At 64.7% G+C, this 25,699-nt stretch carries 23 protein-coding genes; 15 read left to right on the top strand and 8 right to left on the bottom strand.

Annotated features, from left to right (window positions below; translation table 11 throughout):
- Positions 1–7 precede the first annotated feature (7 nt).
- The gene (locus TSA1_RS23310) at positions 8–1,081 is read left to right on the top strand and encodes a hypothetical protein (RefSeq protein ID WP_100178376.1); all 1,074 of its coding nucleotides are present in this window, start codon (positions 8–10) and stop codon (positions 1,079–1,081) included.
- 66 nt (positions 1,082–1,147) lie between these two features.
- Here the strand turns inward: TSA1_RS23310 and TSA1_RS23305 are convergent, their stop codons facing one another.
- Together TSA1_RS23305 and TSA1_RS23300 are read right to left on the bottom strand one after the other, a co-directional pair.
- Positions 1,148–1,666, bottom strand: a complete 519-nt coding sequence (locus TSA1_RS23305; RefSeq protein ID WP_100178375.1) for a GNAT family N-acetyltransferase — start codon at positions 1,664–1,666, stop codon at positions 1,148–1,150.
- A 13-nt stretch (positions 1,667–1,679) separates the two neighbouring features.
- Positions 1,680–2,471, bottom strand: coding sequence for a transporter substrate-binding domain-containing protein (locus tag TSA1_RS23300; RefSeq protein WP_100178374.1), 792 nt, complete (start codon positions 2,469–2,471; stop codon positions 1,680–1,682).
- Positions 2,472–2,718: 247 nt separating this feature from the next.
- Here TSA1_RS23300 and TSA1_RS23295 point away from each other — a divergent pair, with 247 nt between their 5' ends.
- Entirely contained in the window at positions 2,719–3,912 is a 1,194-nt protein-coding gene (locus TSA1_RS23295; RefSeq protein ID WP_174719039.1) for an efflux RND transporter periplasmic adaptor subunit, read from the top strand.
- 12 nt (positions 3,913–3,924) lie between these two features.
- Entirely contained in the window at positions 3,925–7,083 is a 3,159-nt protein-coding gene (locus tag TSA1_RS23290) for an efflux RND transporter permease subunit (protein WP_100178373.1), read from the top strand.
- A 307-nt stretch (positions 7,084–7,390) separates the two neighbouring features.
- On the opposite strand, the gene TSA1_RS23285 is transcribed toward TSA1_RS23290, so the two are convergent.
- The gene (locus TSA1_RS23285; RefSeq protein ID WP_100178372.1) at positions 7,391–8,563 is read right to left on the bottom strand and encodes an MFS transporter; all 1,173 of its coding nucleotides are present in this window, start codon (positions 8,561–8,563) and stop codon (positions 7,391–7,393) included.
- A 53-nt stretch (positions 8,564–8,616) separates the two neighbouring features.
- On the opposite strand from TSA1_RS23285, the gene TSA1_RS23280 reads away from it, so the two are divergent.
- Positions 8,617–9,438, top strand: coding sequence for an AraC family transcriptional regulator (locus TSA1_RS23280; RefSeq protein WP_100178371.1), 822 nt, complete (start codon positions 8,617–8,619; stop codon positions 9,436–9,438).
- Between the two features lie 280 nt (positions 9,439–9,718).
- Positions 9,719–11,071, top strand: coding sequence for a malonyl-CoA decarboxylase (locus tag TSA1_RS23275; protein WP_100178370.1), 1,353 nt, complete (start codon positions 9,719–9,721; stop codon positions 11,069–11,071).
- A 200-nt stretch (positions 11,072–11,271) separates the two neighbouring features.
- Here TSA1_RS23275 and tarD read toward each other — a convergent pair whose 3' ends face one another.
- The 5 genes from tarD to TSA1_RS23250 all read right to left on the bottom strand — a co-directional run bounded on the left by tarD (position 11,272) and on the right by TSA1_RS23250 (position 15,299).
- Positions 11,272–12,441 (bottom strand): D(-)-tartrate dehydratase, encoded by a 1,170-nt coding sequence (gene tarD, locus TSA1_RS23270; protein ID WP_100178369.1) that lies wholly within the window; start codon positions 12,439–12,441, stop codon positions 11,272–11,274.
- Between the two features lie 226 nt (positions 12,442–12,667).
- Complete coding sequence (locus TSA1_RS23265) at positions 12,668–12,910, bottom strand: DUF3297 family protein (RefSeq protein ID WP_174719038.1); 243 nt, start codon at positions 12,908–12,910, stop codon at positions 12,668–12,670.
- A gap of 11 nt (positions 12,911–12,921) precedes the next feature.
- A complete protein-coding gene (locus TSA1_RS23260; protein ID WP_100178367.1) occupies positions 12,922–13,398 on the bottom strand; it encodes a glutathione peroxidase in 477 nt (158 codons plus the stop codon).
- Between the two features lie 2 nt (positions 13,399–13,400).
- The gene (locus TSA1_RS23255; RefSeq protein WP_100178366.1) at positions 13,401–14,801 is read right to left on the bottom strand and encodes an amidase family protein; all 1,401 of its coding nucleotides are present in this window, start codon (positions 14,799–14,801) and stop codon (positions 13,401–13,403) included.
- Positions 14,802–15,041: 240 nt separating this feature from the next.
- Entirely contained in the window at positions 15,042–15,299 is a 258-nt protein-coding gene (locus TSA1_RS23250) for a DUF6894 family protein (protein ID WP_100178365.1), read from the bottom strand.
- A 255-nt stretch (positions 15,300–15,554) separates the two neighbouring features.
- Between TSA1_RS23250 and pqqA the strand changes: the two genes are divergently transcribed.
- The 10 genes from pqqA (at position 15,555) to TSA1_RS23200 (ending at position 25,687) form a co-directional block, all read left to right on the top strand.
- Positions 15,555–15,635: a pyrroloquinoline quinone precursor peptide PqqA gene (gene pqqA, locus TSA1_RS23245; RefSeq protein WP_007595659.1), complete on the top strand. Its 81-nt coding sequence runs from the start codon at positions 15,555–15,557 to the stop codon at positions 15,633–15,635.
- A gap of 103 nt (positions 15,636–15,738) precedes the next feature.
- Entirely contained in the window at positions 15,739–16,668 is a 930-nt protein-coding gene (gene pqqB, locus TSA1_RS23240; RefSeq protein ID WP_100178364.1) for a pyrroloquinoline quinone biosynthesis protein PqqB, read from the top strand.
- A 17-nt stretch (positions 16,669–16,685) separates the two neighbouring features.
- Entirely contained in the window at positions 16,686–17,441 is a 756-nt protein-coding gene (gene pqqC, locus TSA1_RS23235) for a pyrroloquinoline-quinone synthase PqqC (RefSeq protein WP_174719331.1), read from the top strand.
- An 11-nt stretch (positions 17,442–17,452) separates the two neighbouring features.
- A complete protein-coding gene (gene pqqD, locus TSA1_RS23230) occupies positions 17,453–17,764 on the top strand; it encodes a pyrroloquinoline quinone biosynthesis peptide chaperone PqqD (RefSeq protein WP_100178362.1) in 312 nt (103 codons plus the stop codon).
- Positions 17,761–18,954 carry a pyrroloquinoline quinone biosynthesis protein PqqE gene (gene pqqE / locus TSA1_RS23225; RefSeq protein ID WP_100178361.1) on the top strand — a complete coding sequence of 398 codons (1,194 nt, stop codon included), beginning with the start codon at positions 17,761–17,763 and terminating at the stop codon, positions 18,952–18,954. The genes pqqD and pqqE overlap by 4 nt, the downstream gene beginning before the upstream one ends.
- Entirely contained in the window at positions 18,944–19,942 is a 999-nt protein-coding gene (gene pip, locus TSA1_RS23220; protein WP_100178360.1) for a prolyl aminopeptidase, read from the top strand. Before pqqE ends, pip begins: the two co-directional genes overlap by 11 nt.
- 25 nt (positions 19,943–19,967) lie before the next feature.
- On the top strand, positions 19,968–20,645 hold the full coding sequence (locus TSA1_RS23215) for a DUF4286 family protein (RefSeq protein ID WP_100178359.1): 678 nt from the start codon (positions 19,968–19,970) through the stop codon (positions 20,643–20,645).
- A 239-nt stretch (positions 20,646–20,884) separates the two neighbouring features.
- Positions 20,885–22,684 carry an FAD-dependent oxidoreductase gene (locus tag TSA1_RS23210; RefSeq protein WP_100178358.1) on the top strand — a complete coding sequence of 600 codons (1,800 nt, stop codon included), beginning with the start codon at positions 20,885–20,887 and terminating at the stop codon, positions 22,682–22,684.
- On the top strand, positions 22,654–24,501 hold the full coding sequence (locus tag TSA1_RS23205; RefSeq protein WP_174719037.1) for a 2-oxoacid:acceptor oxidoreductase subunit alpha: 1,848 nt from the start codon (positions 22,654–22,656) through the stop codon (positions 24,499–24,501). The genes TSA1_RS23210 and TSA1_RS23205 overlap by 31 nt, the downstream gene beginning before the upstream one ends.
- A 130-nt stretch (positions 24,502–24,631) precedes the next feature.
- A complete protein-coding gene (locus tag TSA1_RS23200) occupies positions 24,632–25,687 on the top strand; it encodes a 2-oxoacid:ferredoxin oxidoreductase subunit beta (RefSeq protein WP_100178356.1) in 1,056 nt (351 codons plus the stop codon).
- Positions 25,688–25,699: the final 12 nt, after the last annotated feature.

Here is a 25,699-nt window from a genome sequence, read left to right as displayed (position 1 = left end):
AACCGCCATGGGACCGAGATCTCTTGTTGCCGCAACCTTGACGGCTCTTGCCGTGCTCATGACGGCGCCCGCCGTCGGACAGAAGGGCGCGCTGACGACGAGTCAATCGGAGGCGATCGCGGCTTACGAGCGCGCGCTCGTCGACTTCAAATCGATCCTCGCCGAGCGGCGCCGCCAGATCGACGCGAAAGAGCCGCTGCCGAACCTGCCGGGACAGGCGTTGTATCTGGCGCGCGTCGCCGTCATCAGCACCTACAAGGATCTCACCGACGCCATGCCGTCGCGGATCGGCCGGCCCAACAAGTTCGAGATCCCGCCGGCCTATTTCGACGCCGAGATCGAACCGCTGATCGACGAATATTCTGAACTCTTCGACGTCATGGAGGCGCCGCCGGCGAATGCGCAGAACTCGGCGACACCGTTCAAGGACGTCGTCGATCTCGCGACAGTGATCGCGCGCGCCAAGGGACTTCCTCCCGACCACGCCGCTGCGGCGGGGCGCATCAGCCTCGGGCTGTTCTTTGCCGAGACCAACGGCAAGCAGAACGTCCGCAACGGGCGCTCCAACACCTATATGGGCAGCTTCCAGACCGGCCCCTCCGAAGACCGCAACGGCCACCGGAAATGGCAGGCCATCAAGGGCGAGATCGCCGCGATCGATCCGCAACTGAGCGCGCGCGACGACAAGGAAGAGGCGCGGGCCCGCAGCATCGATCGCCGCTTCAACCACTGGACCAACGTGCGCGACGGCCTGATGAACGCACACGCGGAGGTCTTCCGCGAGATCCCCGCCATCGTGAAGACGCTGCCCGACCCGATCGACCAGATGAAGCTGTTCGAGCTGATCCAGATCGTGCCCACACCGACGCGCGCCGCGCTCAAATCCGGCGATCTCCTGAATTACCGGGTCTCCAGCCCCACGATCATGAAGCACCTGCGCAACAACAGCATCTTCGCCTTCGGACGGGCCGACCGCGCGCGCACGTCAGCCAGCTTCCGCGAGATTCTCGCGGCGATGTGGCTGTTCAACCGGAAATTCGAGAAGGCGATGGTGAAATACGCGGAGATCAAGGGGCGGTAGACCATCACGACTGTGTCGATGGAAGAGACAATCGCATTCTCATCCTCGGCGACAGCCGCTCCCAACTCAAAGCCGCTTGATGAAATGGTAGCGGCGAATGCCACCGCCTAGCGTCTTGTTGGTGGGGGCATCGGCGATCTCCTCGCGCACTGGCTCGTATCCGGCGTTACGATACAGCGCCAGCGCGTCCTCCTGAAGCTCGGACGTACTCAGCTGCAATTGCCGCCGATTGCGACAGCGGCACTCCTGCTCGGCGAACGCCAACATCTTCCGCGCGATTCCGCGGCGTCGCGCGTCGGGAGCGACGTACATGCGCCGCAACTCCATAGCGTCCGCGCCAACGGCCTCCAACCCAAACATGCCAACAATCCTGTCGGTGGCGACAGCGACCCAGAAACCGCCATCCCGGCTTGCATAGTAATCGGCGAGCCGGTCAATCTCCTCGATCAACGAACGAGCGATGTAGTTTTCAAACGCCTCCGCCAGATGCGCCGGCGCCAGCAGGCGATTGACCCGGATGAACAGCTCGCGCACAGGCGCCGCATCGGACGGCGTGAAAGTGCGAATCTGAATCTCGTCCGTCATTGAGGCGCTGCCACTACTCCGTCCGGATCGGCGAATCCTTCAGGCCGCTATTGTCATAGGCCTTGCGCAGCGTGCCGTTGGTCGTCGCGTCCGTCATGAATTTGGTGACGAAGGCCAGCGCCTGCTGGTGACCGAGCGGCACGGCGACGGCGGTCACCGTCTTCTTGAACGTCTCGTCCAGCACCTTCGTGCCCGGGATTTTTTGCGCCATCTTGTTGAGCTGATCGCGCGACAGCGCGAAGGCGTCGATCTCGCCGCTCCTCAGCAGGCCGAAGATCTCGTCATAGGTCTGATAGCCCGTGACCTTCGCGTGCTTCAGATGCGCGATCGCGCCGCGCATGGTCGTCGTGGCCTTGACGGCGGCGACCTTGATTCCGGGCTGGTCCAGCGTCGCAAAATTGGTGACGGCGGAGCCGGGCTTGACGATATAGGTGGCGTCCGCGACCTCGTAGATCGGGCCGAACAGCATCCTGGTCTCGCGCTCGGGATCTTTGGGGAGCCAGGTGACGTCCCAGGTGCCCCTTGACGCGGCGTCGGTGATCTGCCCGGAATTCTGGTGCGCGACATATTCGACGGGGACCCCGAGCTGTGCAGCCATCGCCTTGCCGAGATCGACGGGAACGCCGGCATAGCCGGCTTCGGTCTTGGTCGACCAGAACGCCCCGCCTGCGGGGCTGATGGCGATCGCGACCCGCAGCTTGCCGGTCGGCGCGATCTCGTCCTTCAAGCCGTTGGCTAGCGCGGGCATCGCAACCATCGCCGCGAGAGCGAGGCCGGTGAGGGCCGACCGGAATGGCGTTGGCATGTCATGGTCTCCTCACCTTTTCTTCTTTCCGGTTCTGCTTCCGGCCGCTCTATCCGGCTCACGCGGCCTTTGACACAATTCTGGTCGATCGTGCGCCCGGTGAAAAGCAGTTTGTCACGACAAATCCGTCAAAGGCCACACCGCCCTGTGCAGCGCAAGGCCGGCGACTGCCATGGCTATGGTGTTCCACGGCCGGACATTTGTTGGTAGCCTGCCGCACCGACAGACGATACTCGGGGGCTACCGAATGACCGCATGGAATCCCGCATCTCCCGCACGGCGCAATGAAGCGTGGAGGCAGGCCGGGCGGACGCTGGCCGCCGCGGTGGCCCTGGTCGCGCTGACGGGTTGCGAGGACAAGAACACGTTCGTGGCACCGCCGCCGCCCAAGGTGGACGTGGCAACGCCGGTGCAGCGCGCCGTGACGCGCTATATCGAGGCCACCGGCAACACCGCGCCGATCAAGAGCGTCGATCTCGTGGCGCGCGTGCAGGGCTTTCTGCAATCGATCGACTATCAGGACGGCAGCTTCGTCAAGCAGGGCACCCAGCTGTTCACGATCGAGCCGGAGACCTACAAGCTCAAGCTTGAACAGGCCCAGGCGGCCGAGGCCGGCGCGCAGGCCTCGCTGCGGCAGGCGGAAGCCGATTACAAGCGGCAGGCCGAGCTGGTGCAGCGCCAGGCGGTCTCGCAAGCCACGCTCGACAATTCCACCTCGACGCGCGACAACGCCCAGGCCAATCTGCAGCAAGCGCAGGCCAATACCAGGCTCGCCCAGGTCAACTACGGCTACACCAGGGTGACGGCGCCGTTCGACGGCATCGTCAGCGCCCACATGGTCTCGGTCGGCGAGCTCGTCGGCGTCTCCTCCCCGACCCAGCTCGCGACCATCGTCGCGATGGACCCGATCTATGTGAACTTCACCGTCAACGAGCAGGACGTGCTGCGCATCCGCGCCGAGGCGACGCGCCGGGGATTGACGCCAGCCAACCTCAAGCAGTTTCCGATCCAGATCGGCCTTCAGACCGAAACCGGCTATCCGCACGAAGGCCATCTCGACTACGTCGCGCCGACCCTCAACCAGTCGACGGGCACGCTGGCGGTTCGCGGCCTCATCCCGAACGACAAGCGGGTGCTGCTGCCCGGATACTTCGTCCGGGTCCGCGTGCCGTTCGATCAGGAGAAGAGCGCCCTGCTCGTCCCCGATACGGCGCTCGGCAGCGACCAGGGCGGCCGCTATCTGCTGGTGGTCAACGCCGACAACGTCGTGGAGCAGCGCAAGGTGCAGATCGGCCCGGTCGACAACGGGCTGCGCGTCATCGAGGGCGGCCTGAAGCCGGAGGACCGCGTCGTCATCGCGGGACTTCTGCGGGTGATCCCGGGCCAAAAGATCGATCCGCAGGTGACCAAGATCGACCAGCCGCAAGCCTCGAGCAAGTAAGGGGCCGCAGCCATGATCTCAAAGTTCTTCATCGAGCGGCCGGTCCTCTCGAACGTCATTGCGCTCCTGATGATCCTGATCGGCGGCGTCGCCCTGTTCAACCTCGCCGTCGCGCAATACCCGGATGTGGTGCCGCCGACCGTGCAGGTCACCACGCGCTATCCCGGCGCCAGCGCCAAGACCGTGATCGACACGGTTGCCTTGCCGATCGAACAGCAGGTCAACGGCGTCGAGGACATGCTCTACATGCAGTCCTACAGCGGCTCCGACGGCACCTATACGCTGACCGTGACCTTCAAGATCGGCACCGACCTCAACTTCGCGCAGGTGCTGGTGCAGAACCGCGTCTCCAGCGCGCTGTCGCAATTGCCGCAAGCCGTGCAGAACCAAGGCGTCACCGTGCAGAAGCGGTCGACCTCGATCCTGCTGTTCGTGACGCTGACCTCGCCGGATGCGCGATACGACAGCCTTTATCTGAGCAACTACGCTACCATCAACATCCGCGACGAGCTCTCGCGCCTGCCCGGCGTCGGCAACGTCACCGTGTTCGGCGCCGGCCAATATTCGATGCGGGTCTGGCTCGATCCGAACAAGCTGCAGGTTCGCGGCCTGGTGCCGCAGGACGTCATCAACGCCATCCAGCAGCAGAGCCAGCAGGTCTCCGCCGGCCAGGTCGGCGCGCCGCCGACGCCGCCGGGCCAGGCGTTCCAGTACACGCTCAACGTCAACGGCCGGCTCGACGACACCAGCCAGTTCGAGAACATCATCGTCAAATCGGGCACCAGCGGCGACGTCACGCGCGTGCGCGACGTCGGCTGGGTCGAGCTCGGCGCGCAGACTTACAGCCAGATCTTCTCGCTCAACAAGCAGCCGGCCGTCGGCATCGGCGTATTCCAGTCGCCCGGCGCCAATGCGCTTCAGGTCGAGCAGGCCGTCGAGAAGAAGATGGCCGACCTCGCCAAGCGTTTCCCGGAAGGCATCAAATACGACACGCCGTTCGACACCACCAAGTTCGTCGAGGCCTCGGTGCACGAGGTCTACATGACGCTGATCGAGGCAGGTCTCCTCGTGCTGATCGTGATCCTGGTCTTCCTGCAGGACTGGCGCGCGATGCTGGTGCCGGCAACGACGGTGCCCGTCACCATCATCGGCGCCTTCGCCGCGATGGCGGCGCTCGGCTTCACCATCAACATGTCGACGCTGTTCGCGATCGTGCTCGCAATCGGCATCGTGGTCGACGACGCCATCGTCGTGGTGGAAGGCGCGGCCCACAATATCGAGCGGGGCATGAACGGCCACGACGCCGCGATCAAGGCGATGGACCAGCTGTTCGCCCCGATCGTCGGCATCACGCTGGTGCTGATCTCGGTGTTCCTGCCAGCCTCGTTCCTCGCCGGCCTCACCGGGCGCATCTACTCGCAATTCGCGCTGGTGATCGCGGCGACCGCGCTGCTCTCCGCCATCAACGCGGCGACGCTGAAGCCGACCCAATGCGCGCTCTGGCTGCGGCCGGCGGTGCCGCCGGAGCAGCGCAACTTCTTCTACCGCGGCTTCAACGCCGTCTATGACCGCGTCGAGCGCGGCTACACCAGGCTGATCACGTTCCTCGTGAAGCATGCCACCATCTCGGTCGCATTCGCGCTATTGGTCATCGGCGCCAGCGGTTACGGCCTGTCGCGAGTGCCGACCGGCTTCCTGCCGATCGAGGACCAGGGCTACCTGATCGCCGCCGTGCAGTTGCCCGACGGCGCCGCGCTGGAGCGGACGCAAGCCGTACTCGACAAAGCAAGTGGGCTGATCAAGGAGACGCCCGGCGTGGCGCAGGTCATCACCATCGCCGGCATCTCCGCGCTCGACAACAGCGCCAGCCTTGCCAATGCCGGCGTCGCCTACATCATCCTGAAGGACTGGGACGCGCGCAAAGGCCCCGGCGAGGATCTGCGCTCGCTGGTCTATGGCCTCAACGACAAGCTCGCGACCATCATGGAGGCGCGCACGCTGGTGCTGCCACCGCCGCCGATCCAGGGCATCGGCAACGCCGCCGGCTTCTCGATGCAGGTCGAGCTGCGCGACGGCAACAGCGACTTCGCCAAGCTGCAGGCCATCACCGGAGCGATGGTCTCGAACGGCCAGAGCCAGAGCGCACTGCAGCGCGTGCAGTCCTCGTTCCGCTCCTCCGTGCCGCAATTCAACGTCGAGATCGACCGCGTCAAGACCCAGACGCTGCACGTCACGACCGACCAGGTGTTCTCGGCGTTGTCGACCTATCTGGGCTCGTCCTTCGTCAACCAGTTCAACAAGTTCGGCCGCGTATTCCAGGTCTACACCCAGGCCGATCCGGCCTTCCGCGTCACCGAGCGCGACATCGCCAACATGCAGGTGCGCAATTCGAACGGCGACATGATCCCGATCGGGACCGTCGCTACGATCACGCCGGCGACCGGCCCGTCGCTGATCAGCCTTTACAATCTCTATCCGTCCTCGACCGTGATCGGCCTGCCGGCGCAGGGCTACTCCTCCGGCCAGTCGCTGAAGCTGATGGAGGAGATCGCCGACAAGACGCTGCCGCCCGGCACCGGCTATGAATGGACGGCGATGTCGTATCAGGAGAAGGCGGTCTCGAACCAGATCTACTGGGTGTTCGGGCTCGCCATGCTGCTGGTCTATCTGGTGCTCGCCGGCCAGTACGAGAGCTGGTACGCGCCGATTTCGGTGATCCTCGCCGTGCCGCTGTCGCTGCTCGGGCCGATGCTGATCCTCTCCGGGCTCAAGATCGACAACAACCTCTATTGCCAGATCGGCTTGATCCTGTTGATCGCGCTGTCGGCCAAGAACGCCATCCTGATCGTCGAGGTCGGGCTCGAGCTGCACGGCCGCGACGGCAAGCCGGTGCTGGAGTCGGCGATCGAGGCAGCACGCGCCCGCTTCCGGCCGATCCTGATGACCTCGTTCGCCTTCATCCTCGGCGTGGTGCCGCTGGTGCTCGCCACCGGCGCCGGCGCCAGCGCGCGCAAATCGATCGGCATCACGGTGTTCTCGGGCATGCTGGCCTCGACCTGCCTCGCGGTGCTGTTCGTGCCGGCCTTCTTCGTGGTGGTGCAGCGCTTCGAGAACTGGCGGGCGAGCAAGAAGGCGCCGAAGGCGGAGACGGTGGCGGAGGTGAAGCCTTAGTTCTCAGCCGGTTCAAACAAAAAGTGTGAAAACAACCCCATGCACAGTAGCGATGGGGTTGAAAAGTCTCACGAAAATTTCGGTCTTGCCGAAGCGATTTGCATCGTCGGGCAAAACAGGGGCATAATGGCATCATCGGTGGACGTTCGGCGAGGCGCCCCCCGCTCGTGCCCCGGACGCAGTGCAGCGCCCCGGCGATGCGAAGCATCGTCCGGTGCGGTGCGCTGCAGAGCCGGGGCCCATGCGGCACGGGGACTCGCGGCTCTGGGTCCCGGCTCTGCGCTGCGCTTGTCCGGGACACGAGACGTCACACCGCCTGCGGCGTCCGGATCTCGCGGGGCAGGATGATCGCGGCTGCGATGGCCAGCAGGCAGAGGCCGGCGAAGGCGTGCAGCATCGTCACGAAGCCGCCCTGCTCGTAGAGCCAGGCGACGAGGCCGACCGAGGCGCCGGCCGCGGTGAAGCCGATGAAATAGCGTACCGCATAGGCGCGCGAGCGCCATTCCTCGCTGGTGTACTTGCCGACCATGGCGTCGTTCACCGTGACCTGGCCGAACGCGCCCATGACGATGCCGATCGACACCAAAATCAGCGGCAGGTTGTTCAGGCTCGCGGCCAGATACAGGAATGGCGCCAGCATGAAGGACAGCGGCAGGGCCACCGTCTTCAGCGAGTAGCGGTCGAGCAGCCGACCGATCGTGTACTGCGTCATCGCGCCGAACACGTAGACGCAGGCGGCGATGACCCCGAGCAGCGCCGGGCTCCTGGTCAGGTCGGCGAGCCGCTCCGCAAACAGTTTTGGCAGCGCGACTGTGACGGCGTTGAACGTGGTCGAGATCGCGATCACCACGATCAGCAGCGACAGCACCACGCGCCACATGTCCTGTTTTGCCACCCGCGCTTGCGCCGCCGCCTGCTTGGCGCCCTTGCGGTCCTCATGCACGACCAACATCGCGAAGGCGATCCCGATCAGGATGGTGACCACGCCGGGGACGATGAAGGCAAAGCGCCAGCCGAGATATTGCCCGATCACACCGGTGACCAGCGCCGAGGAGGCCACGCCGAGATTGCCCCAGACGCCGTTGATGCCCATCTCGCGGCCGAGCCGGTCGGCATAGGACACGATCATCGCGGTGCCGACGGGATGGTAGATCGAGGCGAAGATGCCGATCGCAAGCAGGGCGGCGCCGAGCTGCGCCGGGGTCTGCACCAGGCCGACCGAGATCATGGATGCCCCGATGCCGACGAAGAAGATCAGCATCATGTGGCGGCGGCTCCAGCGGTCGCCGAGCCAGCCGGTGAGCAGCGAGCCAGCGCCGAAGGCGACGAAGCCCGGCGTCGCATACGGCAAGAGCTCCGAATAGGCCATGCCGAGCGCCGGGCCCATGATGATCACCGCGGCGGCGAAGATCAGCATCGAATAATGGTCGATGAAATGGCCTGCGTTGACGAAACTGATCACCCGGCTTGGGCTGTTCATTTCCCGAATCCTCTCCTGCTCCGAAATGAGTTATATGTCCTCCCCATGACGGGATGCTGCCAATGACTGTCTTGGAAACGCCAATCTTGGAAACGCCAATCCTGCGGGAGGTCCGGAGCAACCACCGCTCGCCCGCCGGCGTGCACCTGGTCGCGCGCGACTATCCCAAGGGAATGCGGATCGAGCCCCATCTGCACCGCGAGGCGCAGCTGATCTATGCGGCGAAGGGCACCATGCAGGTGACGACGCCCGAGGGCCGCTGGCTGGTGCCGCCGGACCGGGCGGTCTGGGTACCGGCCGGGCTCGAGCACGCCCTCGACCTGCTCGCCGACATCGAGATGCGCACGCTGTATTTCGACCTGTCGTGGCTGAAGCGCGAGCGGCGCTATGAGGGATTGACCAGGGAGTTCGTGGTGCGGGTGTCGCCGTTGCTCAACCAGGCGATCCTCGCACTGTTCGATTCGCGCAATACCGAGGAGCGCACCGAGCTGCTCGTGCGCCTCGTGATGCTGGAATTGCACCAGGCCGAGGATTCCGCGACCTTCGTGCCCCTGCCGCACGAGCCGCGCTGCCGCCGCGCCGCGCTGATCGTGCTCGACGATCCCACCGGCTTGCACGACATCGACACGCTGGCGCGCGAGGTCGGAACGTCGGCGCGGACATTGTCGCGGCTGTTCTCGAGCGAAACACAGCTCAGCTTCAAGAGCTGGTGCCAGCGCGCAAGGATTGCGGCTGCCATCCAGCGGCTGTCGACGGATGCGAATGTCTCGGTGAAACAGCTCGCGACCCAGCTCGGCTATGCCAGCGTGCCCGCCTTCTCGGCCGCGTTCCGTCAGGTGACGGGACGGACGCCGACGGAGTTTGCGGGGAAATAGGCTGCCACCATTCGCAGCAGGTCGTCATGCCCGGGCTTGTCCCGGGCATCCACGCTCTTCGTGCCGCGTGGCAAGGCGTGGATGGCCGGGACAGGCCCGGCCATGACGTTGTGGAAACTGGAGTGCCCGTATGCAAACGCACCGCTTCGCCCAGCATGCCGCCATTCTCCAAACGCACGGCCCGACTAAAGTTGCCGCATTCCTCCGCTTGATTGTGATCGGTCTCCGTCCAAATTCCGTGTAAGCTTCCGCAACGCACAAACCTGACACGAAAGTCCCGATGGCCAACGCCTTCTTCTCCGATCTGCTCGCCACCATCTCCGAGCGCGGCCGCACGCTGCTTCGTCGCGGCGATTCCGCCGACACCAGACCGGATGCCGACGGGCTGATCGAGCTCTGCGACGCGCTGCTGTCGGGCCGGGGCGAAGCATCGGGCATCGCCATCGCGCGCGAGGTGCTCGACATCTACCGGGAGCTGGATGCGGCAGGACGCCGCGCCTTCTTCGACGGATTGGTACGCGATTTCGGCCCGGACCGGGAGCGTCTGTCCAAGGCCATCGAGACATGGCGCGCGGCGCCCAGCGACGAGGACGCGAGCTCCTTGCATTTCGCCTCGGAGCCGCGCCGGCAGGAGCTGATCCGCCGGCTCAACCGAGCGCCCGGCGGCACCGGCGAGCTCGTCAACATGCGCGCCGATCTGCTCGGCATGATGAACGGGCACACCGATCTCGCAGCGCTCGATCGCGACATCTCGCATCTTCTTTCTTCGTGGTTCAACAGGGGGTTCCTCGTGCTGCGCAGGATCGACTGGTCGACGCCGGCCAACATCCTCGAAAAGATCATCCGTTACGAGGCCGTGCACGAGATCTCCGACTGGGACGATCTGCGCCGCCGCATCGATCCGGTCGACCGCCGCTGCTACGCCTTCTTCCACCCCGCGATGGTCGACGAGCCCCTGATCTTCGTCGAGGTGGCGCTGACCGAGACGATCCCGGGCGCGATCGCGCCGCTGCTTGCGGTCGACCGCCAGCATCTGCCGACCGACCGCGCGCGCACCGCCGTTTTTTATTCGATCTCGAATACACAACGTGGCCTTGGCGGCATCTCCTTCGGCAGCTTCCTGATCAAGCAGGTGGTGGAAGAGCTGCGCCGCGAGTTGCCGAAGCTCGACACTTTCGTGACCCTGTCGCCGGTGCCGGGCTTCATGGCCTGGGTGAAGCAGGACAAGGATCTGCCGCTGTCGGACGAGGACCGCGAGACGCTGAAGCGCCTCGACGATCCCAAATGGTTCGAGAGCCCCGAGACGACGGCCCTGCTTCGCGGCGTGATCGAGCCGCTGGCGGCGCACTATTTCCTCAAGGCGCGCACGCCGAAGGGCAAGCTGATCGATTCCGTCGCCCGCTTCCATCTCGGCAACGGCGCAAGGCTCGAGCGCATCAACTGGCTCGGCGACCTCTCGCCGAAGGGATTGCGCGAATCCGCCGGCGTGATGGTCAACTACCTCTACCGCCTCGACGACATCGAGAAGAACCACGAGGCCTATGCCAATGACGGCGAGGTCGTGGCATCCAGCGCGGTGAAGAAGCTGCTGAAGGGCGAAGGACGGCGGCTGCTGGATATGCGGTTGTCGTAAGACGCACACTCAGTCGTCATCCCGGACAAGCGCAGCGAAGCGGAGCGCTGATCCGGGATCCATACACAGGATCGAGTCTGGCGAAGACTCGGAGTTACCAGCTCGCTCCATAACCTCTCCCTGGGGTTATGGATCCCGGATCTGCGCTTCGCTTGTCCGGGACGACACCGGGTCTTAAGGCGCGGCCTTCGCACCCGACCCTACTCCGCCAGCGCCTTCATTTCCTTGTAGAGATCCGACTTGCCTTCGAAGCCGATGCCGGGGAGATCCGGCATGGTGATGTGGCCGCTCTCGACGCGGACGCCGTCGGGGAAGCCGCCATAGGGCTGGAACAGGTCGGGATAGCTTTCGTTGCCGCCGAGCCCGAGGCCCGCTGCGATGTTGAGCGACATCTGGTGGCCGCCATGCGGGATGCAGCGGCTGGGAGACCAGCCGTGGGTCTTCAGCACCTCCAGCGTGCGCTGGTATTCGCACAGGCCGTAGGACAGCGCGCAGTCGAATTGCAGCCAGTCGCGGTCGGGGCGCATGCCGCCGTAGCGAATGAGATTGCGGGCGTCCTGATGGCTGAACAGGTTTTCACCGGTTGCCATCGGGCCCGGATAGAATTCGGCGAGCGCGGCCTGCAATGCGTAATCGAGGGGATCGCCGACCTCCTCGTACCAGAACAGCGGATAGTCCCGCAGCATCTTGGCGTAGGCGATGCCGGTCTCCAGATTGAAACGGCCGTTGGCGTCGACGGCGAGCTGCGCGTCCTTGCCGATCTCTTCCAGCACGGCCTCGATGCGCTTACGGTCCTCGCCGATATCGGCGCCGCCGATCTTCATCTTCACGACGTTGTAGCCGCGGTCGAGATAGCCGCGCATCTCGCCGCGCAGCATCGACAGGCCCTTGCCGGGATAGTAATAGCCGCCGGCGGCGTAGACGAAGACGCGCGGATTGGCGTTGACGCCATGGCGTTCGGCGAGCAGGCGGAACAGCGGCTTGCCCGCGATCTTCGCCACCGCATCCCACACCGCCATGTCGATGGTACCGACCGCGACCGAGCGCTCGCCATGGCCGCCCGGCTTTTCGTTGGTCATCATCGCGGCCCAGACCTTGTCGGGGTCGAGATTGTCGCCGGCCTCGTTCAGAAGCTTCTTCGGATCGGCCTCCAGAATGCGCGGGGCAAAGCGCTCGCGGATCAGACCGCCCTGCCCGTAGCGGCCATTGGAATTGAAGCCATAGCCGACGACGCGCCTGCCGTCGCGTACCACGTCGGTGACGACGGCGACGAGGCTGGTCGTCATTTTGGTGAAGTCGATATAGGCGTTGCGGATCGGGGACGAGATCGGTTTTGTAATTTCGCGGACGTCGACGATGCGGACGGACATGGGGGTTTGCCTCTGTGATCAGAAATTTCGCGACTGTTTCTCCGTCATCCTGAGGTGCGAGTGGCGCGATGCAAAGCATCGCGCCGAGAGCCTCGAAGGATGAACGGCCGAGGTGCAGCCGGGCCGTCGCCCTTCGAGGCTCGCCGAAGAGGCGAGCACCTCAGGGTGACGGGGATCTATTTGGACGCGCTGCGCCTCCGATCGTACCGCGATGACGGCTCCGCCGTTACTTCTTATCCCTGAAATACGGCTCCACCGGCCCGTGCACCTTGATGGTCAGCGGATTGCCGTGGCGATCCCTGGCGTTGCCTGCGGTGACGCGGACCCAGCCTTCGCTGATGCAGTACTCCTCGACATTGGTCTTCTCGATGCCCTTGAAGCGGATGCCGACGTCGCGCGACAGGATGTCCGCGTTGTAATAGGGGCTGTTCGGATCGACCGACAGGCGGTCGGGAAATTCGTCGCTCATGATTGTCTCGCTCACAACAGTGTTTCGATTTGATTGCGCAATCCTTCGGGCCGCGCCGTCGGCGCGTAGCGCGCGACCACCTTGCCGGCACGGTCCACCAGGAATTTGGTGAAATTCCATTTGATGGAGGCGCCCAGCAGGCCCGATTGCTGGCGTTTCAGGTACTCATACAGAGGGTGCGCCTTCGGCCCGTTGACGTCGATCTTCTCGAACAGCGGGAAGGTGACGTCGTAATTGGTCGAGCAGAATTCCTGGATCTCGCTCGCCTGCCCCGGCTCCTGCGCCCCGAACTGGTTGCAGGGAAAGCCGAGCACGGAGAAGCCGCGCGGAGAGAGATCGCGATGCAGGTCCTCCAGCCCGCGATATTGCGGCGTGAAACCGCATTTGCTCGCGGTGTTGACGATCAGCAGCACCTGCCCTTCGAAACGTTTCAGGACGACCTCCTCGCCGGCAAGCGAGTTGGCCTTGAAGTCGTAGATGGCGGTCATCGTCAGCCCACTGGATCGATCGGCGACGGCGGCACGCCGCCGGCCTCGATCGCCTCGCCTGCGAGCAGGCACAGATCCTCGCGATAGCGGCCGGAGACCACGTGCACGCCGACCGGCGCCTTGCCGACGAGACCGGTGGAGACCACGAGGCCCGGCAATCCCATGAAGGGAATGGCGATCTGCGGCAGCTGCGCTTCCCAGACCCGCTTGAAGGAGGCCTCGTCCTTGCAGTCGAGATGATCCGGGAACGGCAGCTCGCCGGAGACCGGGGTCAGCAGCACCGCATATGTCTCGAAGAACAGCATCCACTCGCGCGTCAGCGTGGCTCTTCGGGTCAGCGCCTTGGCGTAGTTCGCCTGGTCCATCGGCGTGACCCTGCCGCGGTTGCCGCGCAGGCAGGCCAGCGCGCCGGGATCGCCCTCGCGCTCGGCCATCTCGAGCTGCGCCTCATAGCCGTCGCCGAGCCAGAGCTTGATCTGCCACTCGACCGCCTCGCGCATCGGCGGCGTGTCCTCGATGATGTCGACGGTCCACCCCGCCCGCTCCAGCCGCTTGCCGGCGTCGCTCACCGCCGCCTTCACCTCCGGCGTGGTGGCGAGGCCGCCCGGATTGAGGCAGAGCGCGGCGCGCTTGTCCCGCGCCGGACCTTCCAGCGGCGCCGGCACGAACCAGGGATCGCGAATGTCGCGGGCCGACATCGCGGCGAGCGAGATGCGAAGGTCGTTGACGGTGCGCGCCAGCGGGCCCGACACCGCCATGATCTGCGGCCCGATCGGGCGCTCCGGCAGCGCCGGATTGAAGGCGGGGATACGGCCGAGCGTCGGGCGCAGGCCGTGCACGCCGCAGGCATAGGCGGGATAGCGGATCGAGCCGGCGATGTCGGTGCCATGGGCGATATGGCCGATGCCGGCCGCGACCGCCGACCCGGCGCCGCCGGACGAGCCGCCCGGGGTCAGCGAAGCATCACGCGGGTTCTTGGTGTCGCCATGGACGAGGTTGGTGGTGAACCAGCGATAGGAGAAGGCGGGGCAATTGGTGCGGCCGAGCAGGACGGCGCCGGCTTTGCGGAAATTGGCGACCACCGGATTGTCCTCGCGCGCGATCAAATCGCGCTGCAGCTTCAGGCCGTTGGTGGTGGCAAAGCCTTCCTGGTCGACATTGGCCTTGATGGTGACGGGCACGCCGGCGAGCACGCCGGGGTCATCGCCCCTGGCAATTGCGGCGTCGACGGCATCGGCCTGCTTGAGCACGTCGTCCGGCCGGTGGTCGATCACCGCATTGAGCTGGGGATTGACGGCGTCGAGCCGGGCGAGCCCGGCCGTGGCGGCCTCCCTGGCGGAGACCTTCCTGGACTTGACGAGGGTGGCGAGGTCGGCGGCCGACAGGCGCCAGAGATCTTGCATGGCTTGCTCCGTATGACCGGCGTCTTTTAGCGCCGGGAACGCGGCAAAGCCATGCGGATTTCGCAGAGGCGAAGGGCGGGTTTGACGCGCAGTGGTGCTCCAACCGCCGTCATTGCGAGCGAAGCGAAGCAATCCAGAGTGCTTCCTCAGAGGCAGTCTGGATTGCTTCGTCGCAAGGGCTCCTCGCAATGACGGGGAGAGAGCGGTGTCCTCCAGCGGAGGCAGCTAGCCGCGCCCCTCCTAATGCCGCGTCGCGGAGGGGTCCGGGATGTCCAGCAGGGCCTCGGTGAAGGGAAACTCCAGGACGATCTCGCCTTCGGTGTCAGTCACCTCGATCACGGCCTCGAGCAACGCGCGCTGGGTGCCCTCCGACTTCACCACTTCCAGGATCATCTGGCGGGCGACCTCCCAGGCGCCATCGGGGTTGCGCAGATCCTCGCCGTCAGGATCCACGATCAATTCGTCGCCGATGCGGGTGTTGAAGAAATATCTGGGCATGCCTGATCCAATGGGGTCGCCTGTAGCCGATTGGAAGCCGTTCCTTACTCACAACTCGTTTATCCCGACAGGTATCACGACCTATCGGCAGTTTGCCTATGGCATCTTTACGGCCGCAATACGCTCTCTTTGCAGTGCAGCAATTCCGCACGCCTACTACCTATGTCCGGGAAAATTTCACTGGCGAACTTCTCGGCCGGCATTAGTTTATCGGGTGGGCGGATACGTCCGAATTCGCAAAAATGGAGAGCCGAAATGGCATGGAAAGCCCCGAAGATCGTCGAAGTGCCTTGTGGCATGGAAATCAACATGTATGTGAGCGCCACCCGCAAGTAAGCCGGTTGGCAAACTCGCGTTCTGCGCCGGTGGATCTTTCGGTCACGATGGCATTCGTGTCGGCCTGAGATCCACCGCGCGTGTTCCTTCCAGGAGACGGATTATGCTTCGCGTCGTCGTCCTGGGCGCCGCAGCCGGCGGCGGAGTTCCCCAGTGGAATTGCGGCTGCGAGGGCTGCCGGGCGGCCCGCAATGGCGGACCTGAGCTGCACCGGACGCAGGCCTCGGTCGCCTTCAGCGGTGACGGCGAGAACTGGTTCCTGATCAACGCCTCCCCCGACCTGCGCCAGCAGTTGAATGCCACGCCGCAGCTGCACCCCAAGGCCGGGGCGCTACGCCATACGCCGATCGCCGGTGTGATCCTCACCAACAGCGAAGTGGATGCGGTGGCGGGCCTGCTGTCAATGCGCGAGAGTTCGCCGTTCACCATCTATGCGCATGGGAAGGTGCTGGCGATCCTTGCCAGCAACAGCATCTTCAACGTGCTGAACGAGAAGCATGTGCGGCGCCAGCCGATCGGGATCAACGAGCCGTTCGAGCCGCGACTGACCGACGGCGCACGCTCCGGGCTGGAGGTGCTGCCCTTCGCAGTGCCCGGCAAGTCGGCCTGGTATCTGGAAGGCAAGGTACACCCCGGCGGCGAGAGCGGCGACGGCGATACGCTGGGGCTGAAGATCACCGACAAGGCGACCGGCAAGTGTTTCTATTTCCTCGCGGCCTGTGCCGAGATCACCGACGCGCTCAAGGCCGAGATCGACGGCGCTTCGCTGGTGTTCTTCGACGGCACGGTCTGGACCGACGACGAGATGATCCGGTGCGGCCTCGGCCACAAAACCGGCAAGAGCATGGGACATGTCGCGATGTCCGGCGACGACGGTGCGATCGCGCGGCTCGCCGACCTCAAGATCGGCAGGAAGCTGTTCCTGCATATCAACAACTCGAACCCGGCGCTGCTGCCCGCCTCGGCTGAACGCAAGACTGCTGAACAGGCGGGATGGCAGATTCCCGCGGATGGAACGGAGATCGTGCTGTGACGACGTCAATGACGGGAATGACTGCGCTCTCGATCGGGAAGGATTTGAAGCTCAACTCGGCCGAGGAGCTCGAGGCGACGCTGCGCCACATCGGGGCGACGCGCTATCACAGCCTGCATCCGTTCCATAAGCTGCTGCACGGCGGCAAGCTGAACAAGGGCCAGGTGCAGGCCTGGGCCCTGAACCGCTACTATTACCAGAGCACGATCCCGATCAAGGACGCGGTGGTGATCTCGCGCTTCCGCGACCGCGCCACGCGCCTGGAATGGCGCCACCGCATCGAGGACCATGACGGCGACGTCGGCAGCGAGGGCGGCATCGAGCGCTGGATCAAGCTGACCGAGGGCCTCGGGCTCGACACGGCCTACGTGGAATCCACCGAAGGCATCTTGCCGGCGACGCGCTTCGCGGTGGAGGCTTACGTGCACTACTGCCGCGAGAAAAGCCCGCTGGAGGCGATCGCCTCCTCGCTGACCGAGCTGTTCGCGCCGAGCATCCACGAAGAGCGCATCGCCGGCATGTTGCAGCATTACGACTTCGTCAACCCCGACACCATGAGCTACTTCAAGCGCCGCCTGACGCAGGCGCCGCGCGATGCCAATTTCGCGCTCGACTACGTCAGGACGCATGCGAGGACGCCGGAAGAGCGCGCCTCCGTCTGCAATGCGCTGATCTTCAAGACCAACGTGCTGTGGGTGCAGCTCGACGCGCTCCAGCACGCCTATGTCGAGGGCAACATTCCGCCGGGCGCGTTCGTGCCCAAAGCGAGCTGAGAGGAACGGGAATGGCCGGGCCGCGGAACATCAGCGTCAGCGAGACGAGCCGCCCCGTGCTGCCGCGGCACGCCAAGCTGAAATATGACGAGACCCGCAAGGTCTGGGTGATCCTGGCGCCGGAACGCGTGCTTGCACCGGACGAGATCGCGGTCGAGGTCTTGCAGCTCTGCAACGGCGAGCGCAACGTCGGCAACATCGCCGATCAGCTTGCGGCGAAATACGCCGCGCCCCGCGAGGCGATCCTGGCCGACGTCGTCGTCATGCTGCAGGATCTTGCCGACAAGGGCTTTCTCACCGAGATCAGGGAGAAGACGCCATGAGCGACGTGCTCCCGAACATCCCTCCCGAAGCCAGCGACAGCCTCGCGGTGCTGGAGAAGCAGCGCTCGACGGCGGAGACCTTCGGCATTCCGCTCGCCGTTCTGCTCGAGATCACCCATCGCTGTCCGCTGCAATGCCCCTATTGCTCCAATCCGGTCGAGCTCGACCGCTCGGGCAAGGAGCTGACCACGGAGGAATGGAAGAAGGTCTTGGGCGAGCTCGCCGAGATCGGCGTGCTGCAGGTGCACTTCTCCGGCGGCGAGCCGACGGCGCGCAAGGACCTGGTCGAGCTGGTGAAGCATGCCACCGACGTCGGGCTCTACACCAACCTCATCACCTCGGCCGTGCTGCTGACGCGGGAGCGGCTGAGCGAGCTTGCCGAAGCCGGGCTCTGCCACGTGCAGATCTCCTTCCAGGGCATCGAGGAAGGGCTCGCCGACCGCGTCGCCGGCTACAAGGGCGGCCACCGCAAGAAGCTCGAAGTCGCCAGATGGACGCGCGAGCTCGATCTGCCGCTCACCGTGAACGCGGTGATGCATCGGCAGAATCTGCATCAGCTCCCCGACATCATCCAGATGTCCGTCGATCTCGACGCCGACCGGCTCGAGGTCGCCAATGTCCAGTATTACGGCTGGGCGCTGAAGAACCGCGCGGCGCTGATGCCGACGGTGGCGCAGCTGGACGCGTGCACTGACATCGTCGAGGCCGCGCGCGAGCGCCTGAAGGGCCGGCTGACGATCGACTATGTCGTACCTGACTACTACGCGCTGCGGCCGAAGAAATGCATGGGCGGCTGGGGCCGGCAGTTCTTCAACATCTCGCCCGCCGGCAAGGTGCTGCCGTGCCACGCCGCCGAGAGCATCACCGGGCTCGATTTCTTGTCGGTGCGCTCCAACCATTCGATCGCCTGGATCTGGCAGAACTCGGAGGCCTTCAACCGCTATCGCGGCACCGGCTGGATGAAGGAGCCGTGCAAATCCTGCGAATTCCGCGAGATCGATTTCGGCGGCTGTCGCTGCCAGGCCTTCGCGCTGACCGGCGATGCCGCCAACACCGATCCCGCCTGCGCGCTGTCGCCGCTGCACGAGACCATCTTCAAGCAGGCGGAAGCCGAGGCCGCGGGCGAAACCAGCCGCTTCCTCTATCGCAACTTCGCCGGCGGCACCCTGGAATCCGATAATGGGACCTGACGCCGACGCGGGCACGGCGGCCAAGGAAGCAGTCCGGCGCGCCGATCCCTTTGCGCCGCTGACCTCCGACATGCTCGACGTCGGCGACGGCCACGAACTCTACGTCGAAAGTGTCGGCCGCAGCGACGGCATCCCCGCGATCTATCTGCACGGCGGACCGGGGAGCGGCTGTCAGCCCGACCATCGCCGCCTGTTCGACCCCGACCGCTTCTGTGCGGTGCTGTTCGACCAGCGCGGTTGCGGCCGCAGCCGGCCCAAGGGCTCGCGCGAGCACAACACCACGGCGCACCTGATCGCGGACATGGAGAAGATCCGCGAGAAATTCGGCTTCGACCGCTGGATGGTGGTCGGCGGCTCCTGGGGAGCGACGCTGGCGCTGGCGTATGCGCAGGCGCATCCCGAGCGCGTCTCCGGCATTGCGCTGCGCGCGACGTTCCTCGGTACGCGGGCGGAAGTGGAGACGGCGTTCACGGTGCGCCTGCCGCAATTCTATCCCGCGCTGTCCGAAGATTTTCTGAGCGTGCTCCCGCTGGAAGAGCGGGACCGGCCGGTCGAAGCTTACTATCGCCGCATCCTCGATCCCGATCCTGCCGTTCACGGACCTGCCTCGCGGGCCTGGCACGACGCCGAGCGCGCCCTGTCGGAGCATAAGGCGGCGAAGACGCGGCTCGATCTCGCCACGCTGAACGTCTGGCGGACGCTGCCGGCCACGCCGTTCATGGAGGCGCATTATTTCGTCAATGACAGCTTCATGAACGAAGACCAGTTGCTGCGGAACGCGGGCCGGCTCGAAGGCATTCCCGGCATTATCGTGCAGGGCCGCTACGACCTGTTGTGTCCTCCCGAGACGTCCTATGCTCTCGCGAAAGTTTGGCCGGGTTCCGAGCTTCGCATCGTGGAAGAAGCCGGACATTCGCTCTATGATGCCGGCGTGAGGGACGCGGTGATGAAGTCGATCGCCGACCTCGCGTCGAAGGCCGCGCGCTAATGCGCGGAGGAAGGACAGCAAGAAGATGCCGCTCGCCGGGAAAGGCATGCTGCTGACGTCGATGAATATCGACGCGGCCGATGAGGCCGATTTCAACCGCTGGTACGATCGCGAACACCTCGAAGAGCGCGTCGCGATCGACGGATTTCTCGAAGCGCGGCGCTATGTCGCGCATGCAGCCAACCCCAAATATCTCTCGCTGTACTCGACCGAGACGCTCGACGTGCTCGACAGCCCCGCCTACCGGGCGCGGCTCGCCAATCAGACCGATTGGTCGCGGCGGTGCATGGCACGTTTCAAGGACATGCTGCGCGTGGTCGCGCGCATCACGATCAGCATCGGCACCGGACGCGGCGCCGCGCTTGGCCTCGTGCGGCTGCGGCCGACACCGGATAACGCCGGCCCATGGCGTGATGCACTGCAAGAAAAGCTGGTTCCCGGGAATCGCGAAGGCATCATCTCGATGCACCTGCTCGAGAGCGAGCCGGAATTGTCGGGCGCAATGGCGGGTATTCCGGCAGTGCGCAACGAAGGCGCGCGCGACTGGTTCGTGCTGATCGACGGCACGCATGTCGGCGCCGTCTCGGCCGTCATTGCCGAACGTTTCACCGGACCGGCTGCAGCGCCCTTCCCGCTTCCGGTCTCCGTCGGCACCTACAGCCTGATGTGGGACCTCGCGAAGAGCGATATCGCGAGCGGCTGAATCGCTCATCTGCAGCGCAACATATTGCGCCGCCGCATGCTTCGCGCGGCGCGTTAATGCTATGCGCGCGTGGCCCCCATGAAAGCGGGGACCTGCGAAACTTTGCCGTTGTACTTGGGAACGGTTCTAATAAGCTAACCCAATGACGTCATTCAGAAACCAGATCGCCGCGCGTTAAGCGCCGACAAGCTCAAAGAAAAGGCCGCCGGGTCTTTGAGCCTGCGCGGACGAGGGTAGGAATGAAACCGACCGATATTGCGGCCCCCGACTACTTTCACAAAGTGGTCGATTGCCAATGGGCTTGTCCTGCACACACCCCGGTTCCCGAGTACATCCGATTGATCGCACAAGGGCGCTACAGCGACGCCTACATGATCAACTGGAAATCGAACGTGTTTCCCGGAATCCTGGGACGCACCTGCGATCGTCCCTGCGAGCCGGCGTGCCGGCGCGGACGCGTCGAGGAGACGCCGGTCGCAATCTGCCGCCTCAAGCGCGTCGCGGCCGACTTCAAGGACGACATCAAGCAGCGCTTGCCGCGCCCGGCACCAAAGAACGGCAAGCGCGTCGCCCTCGTCGGTGGCGGCCCGGCCTCGCTGACCGTGGCGCGCGATCTGGCACCGCTCGGCTATCACTGCACCGTGTTCGACGGCGATCCCGAAGCCGGCGGCATGATGCGGACGCAGATCCCGAAATTCCGCCTGCCCAATTCCGTCATCGACGAGGAGACCGGCTACATCCTGGGTCTCGGCGTCGAGTTCAAGGGCGGGCACCGCATCGAGAGCATGAAGTCGCTGCTCGCGGAGAAATATGACGCGATCTTCGTCGGCTCCGGCGCGCCGCGCGGCCGCGAGCTCGACATTCCCGGCCGGAAAGAGGCCGCTGGCAACATCCATATCGGCATCGAGTGGCTGGCCTCGGTCTCGTTCGGCCATATCGACAAGATCGGCAAGCGCGTGATCGTGCTCGGCGGCGGCAACACCGCAATGGATTGCTGCCGCACCGCACGCCGGCTCGGCGGCGAAGACGTCAAGGTCATCGTGCGTTCGGGCTTCGAGGAGATGAAGGCCTCGCCCTGGGAGAAGGAAGACGCCCTTCACGAGGACATCCCGATCCTCAACTTCATGGTCCCCGTCGCGTTCATCCACGACAACGGCAAGCTCACCGGCGTCACCTTCCAGAAGGTGAAAGCCGAATACGACGCCAAGGGCCGCCGTAACCTCGTTCCCTCCGGCGACCCGGATCAGACCATTCCCTGCGACGACGTGCTGGTCGCGGTCGGCCAGGAGAATGCCTTCCCGTGGATCGAGCAGGATTGCGGCATCGAGTTCGACAAATGGCACATGCCAAAGGTCGATCCGAAGACCTTCGTCTCGACCAATCCAAAGGTCTTCTTCGGCGGCGACGCCGCGTTCGGCCCGAAGAACATCATCTGGGCGGTCGCGCACGGCCATGATGCGGCGCTGTCGATCCACAAGATGCTCTCGGGCGAGGACATTACCGAGCGCCCGCTGCCCGACGTGGAGGTGTCGTCGCAGAAGATGGGCATCCACGAATGGAGCTATGACAACGACGTCTCCATCGACAAGCGCTTCAAGGTGCCGCATCGCGACAAGGTGGTCGCGCTGAAGGACATCCGCGCCGAGGTCGAGCTCGGCTACGACGTCAAGCTCGCGCTCGGCGAAGCCCATCGCTGCCTGAACTGCGACGTGCAGACCGTGTTCTCGACCTCGCTCTGCATCGAGTGCGATGCCTGCGCCGACATCTGTCCGATGGACTGCATCACCTTCACCGCCAACGGCGAGGAAGGCGATCTGCGCCAGCGGCTGAAGGCCCCCTCCGCGCATCCGGATCAGGACCTCTACGTCTCCTCGGATCTCAAGACCGGGCGCGTGATGGTCAAGGACGAGGACGTCTGCCTGCATTGCGGGCTGTGCGCCGAGCGTTGTCCCACCGGAGCCTGGGACATGCAGAAATATTTCATCGAGATGACCCACGCAGGTTCGACATGTCCGACAAAAAGCCGATCAGCAGCGTAAACGACTTCGTCGTCCGCTTCGCCAACGTCAACGGCTCGGGCTCGGCCAGCGCCAACGAGATGTTCGCCCGCGCGATCCTGCGCCATGGCGTTCCGGTGTCCCCGCGCAACATCTTCCCCTCCAACATCCAGGGCCTGCCGACCTGGTACGAGGTGCGGGTGACCGAAGAGGGTCATCTGGGCGCCCGTGGCGGCGTCGACATGATGGTGGCGATGAACCCGCAGACCTGGGACAAGGACGTCGCCGGCATCGAACCCGGCGGCTATCTGTTCTACGACTCCACCAAGCCGATGCCGTCGACCAAGTTCCGCGACGACATCACCGTGATCGGCGTGCCGCTGACTGCCATCACCAACTCGACCTATACCGATCCGCGCCAGCGCCAGCTGTTCAAGAACATCATCTATCTCGGTGCGCTCTCGGCGCTGCTCGACATGGACCCCAAGCTGATCGAGCAGCTGATCGGCGAGCAGTACAAGGGCAAGGAGAAGCTGCTCTCCTCCAACGTCCACGCGCTGCATCTCGGCCGCGACTGGGCGCTGCAGAACCTGAAATGTCCGCTGGGACTGCGCGTCAAGAAGTCCGACAAGGTCGGCGACCGCATCTTCATCGAGGGCAACAGCGCCGCCGCGCTCGGCGCCGTCTATGGCGGCGCCACGGTGTGCGCCTGGTATCCGATCACGCCGTCCTCGTCGGTGGCGGAGGCCTTCACCGCCCATTGCAAGAAGTACCGGCACGATCCGGAAACGGGCAAGGCGAAATACGCGATCGTGCAGGGCGAGGACGAACTGGCCTCCATCGGCATCGTGATCGGCGCCTCCTGGAACGGCGCGCGTGCCTTCACGGCCACTTCCGGTCCCGGCATCTCGCTGATGACCGAGTTCATCGGCCTTTCATACTTTGCCGAGATCCCGGCCGTGATCATGAACATCCAGCGCGCCGGCCCCTCCACGGGCATGCCGACGCGCACCCAGCAATGCGACATCATCGCCTGCGCCTATGCCTCGCATGGCGATACCAAGCATGTGCTGCTGTTCCCGGAGGACCCGGCCGAAGCCTTCGAATTCGCAGCCGCCGCCTTTGATCTTGCCGAACGTCTCCAAACCACGATCTTCCTGATGCTCGACCTCGACATCGGCATGAACCACCGGCTCTGCCGTCCGCTGAAGTGGGACGACGCCAAGCAATATGACCGCGGCAAGGTGATGACCGCGGAGATGCTGGAAGAAGGCCGCGACTTCGGTCGCTATCTCGACGTCGATGGCGACGGCATTCCCTACCGCACCTATCCCGGCACGCATCCGACCAAGGGCTCCTACTTTACCCGCGGCACGTCGCGCGATCGCTATGCCCGCTACTCCGAGGAAGGCTCGGTCTATGCAGACAACATGCAGCGCCTGGTGCGCAAGTTCGAGACCGCGCAGGACCTGGTGCCGCGGCCGCTGCAGGCCAATGCGGAGCGGCCGACCAAATATGGCGTGATCTATTTCGGCTCAACCTCGCCGGCGATGGACGAGGCGATTGGCTTGTTGGAAGCACGCGGGCATCAGCTCGACCGCCTGCGCATCCGCGCCTTCCCGTTCCACTCCAGCGTCGCGAGCTTCCTCGCCGAACACGATTTCGTCTACGTGGTCGAGCAGAACCGCGACAGCCAGCTCCGTCAGCTCATCGTCAACGAGAACGGCATCGATCCGGTGCGGCTGGTGCCGATCGTGCACTATGACGGCACCCCGATCACCGCCCGCTATATCGCAAAAGCCATTGGCGACCACCAGGATCACCTCAAGGTGACCCCGCTCCGCAAGGCCGTGTCATGACATACACTTTACTCTCTCCTTCGTCATGCCCGGGCCTGACCCGGGCATCCACGCCTTTCTTCCTTGCCGCCAAGACGTGGATGGCCGGGACAAGCCCGGCCATGACGCGGCTGGGATCGCAGGTGCTCGCATGACCTACATTGCAAAGCCGAAATTCCATCATCCCGGGCTGAAGAAGAACGAGCTCGGCTACACGCATCGCGACTACGAAGGAAAAATATCGACGCTGTGCGCGGGCTGCGGCCACGATTCGATCACGGCCTCGATCATCGAGGCCTGCTACGAGCTCTCGATCGAGCCGCATCGGGTGGCGAAGATCTCCGGGATCGGCTGCTCGTCGAAGACGCCGGATTATTTCCTCGGCAATTCGCACGGCTTCAACTCCGTGCACGGCCGCATGCCAAGCGTGCTCACGGGCGCCAATCTCGCCAACCGCGATTTGATCTATCTCGGCGTCTCCGGCGACGGCGATTCCGCCTCGATCGGGTTCGGCCAGTTCGCGCATTCGATCCGGCGCGGCGTCAACATGACCTATATCGTCGAGAATAACGGCGTCTATGGCCTGACCAAGGGCCAGTTCTCGGCCACCGCCGACCGCGGCTCGAAGAGCAAGAAGGGCGTCACCAATACCGACAACGCCATCGACCTCGTCGCGATCGCGCTGCAGTTGGGGGCGACTTTCGTCGCGCGCTCTTTCTCCGGCGACAAGACCCAGCTGGTGCCGCTGATCGCGGCCGCGATCCGCCACAAGGGCGCGTCCTTCATCGACGTCATCAGCCCCTGCATTGCCTTCAACAACCATGCCGGCTCGACCAAGAGCTTCGACTATGTCCGCGAGCACAACGACGCCGTGAACCGGCTCGACGTGCTGGTCGGCCGCGATCCCATCGCGGTGGACTACGCCCCGGGCACGGTGCAGGTGGTCGAGCAGCATGACGGCAGCAAGATCGCGCTGCGCAAGATCGACGCCGATTACGATCCGCACGACCGGCTCGGTGCCCAGACCTTCCTCGCACGGCACGCCGCCAAGGGGCAGATCGTCACCGGGCTTCTGTACGTCGATCCCGATGCGGAGGATCTGCACGAGCATCTCAATACGGTCGAGACCCCGCTCAACACGCTGGAAGCGGACACGCTGTGCCCAGGCTCGGCAGTGCTGGACAAGATCAACGCCAGCCTGCGCTGACGAATTGGCGGC

The organism is Bradyrhizobium nitroreducens (assembly GCF_002776695.1).
GTDB lineage: Bacteria > Pseudomonadota > Alphaproteobacteria > Rhizobiales > Xanthobacteraceae > Bradyrhizobium > Bradyrhizobium nitroreducens.
Note: the sequence above shows the minus strand (reverse complement) of the source record. Positions and strands in the feature narration are given on the sequence as shown.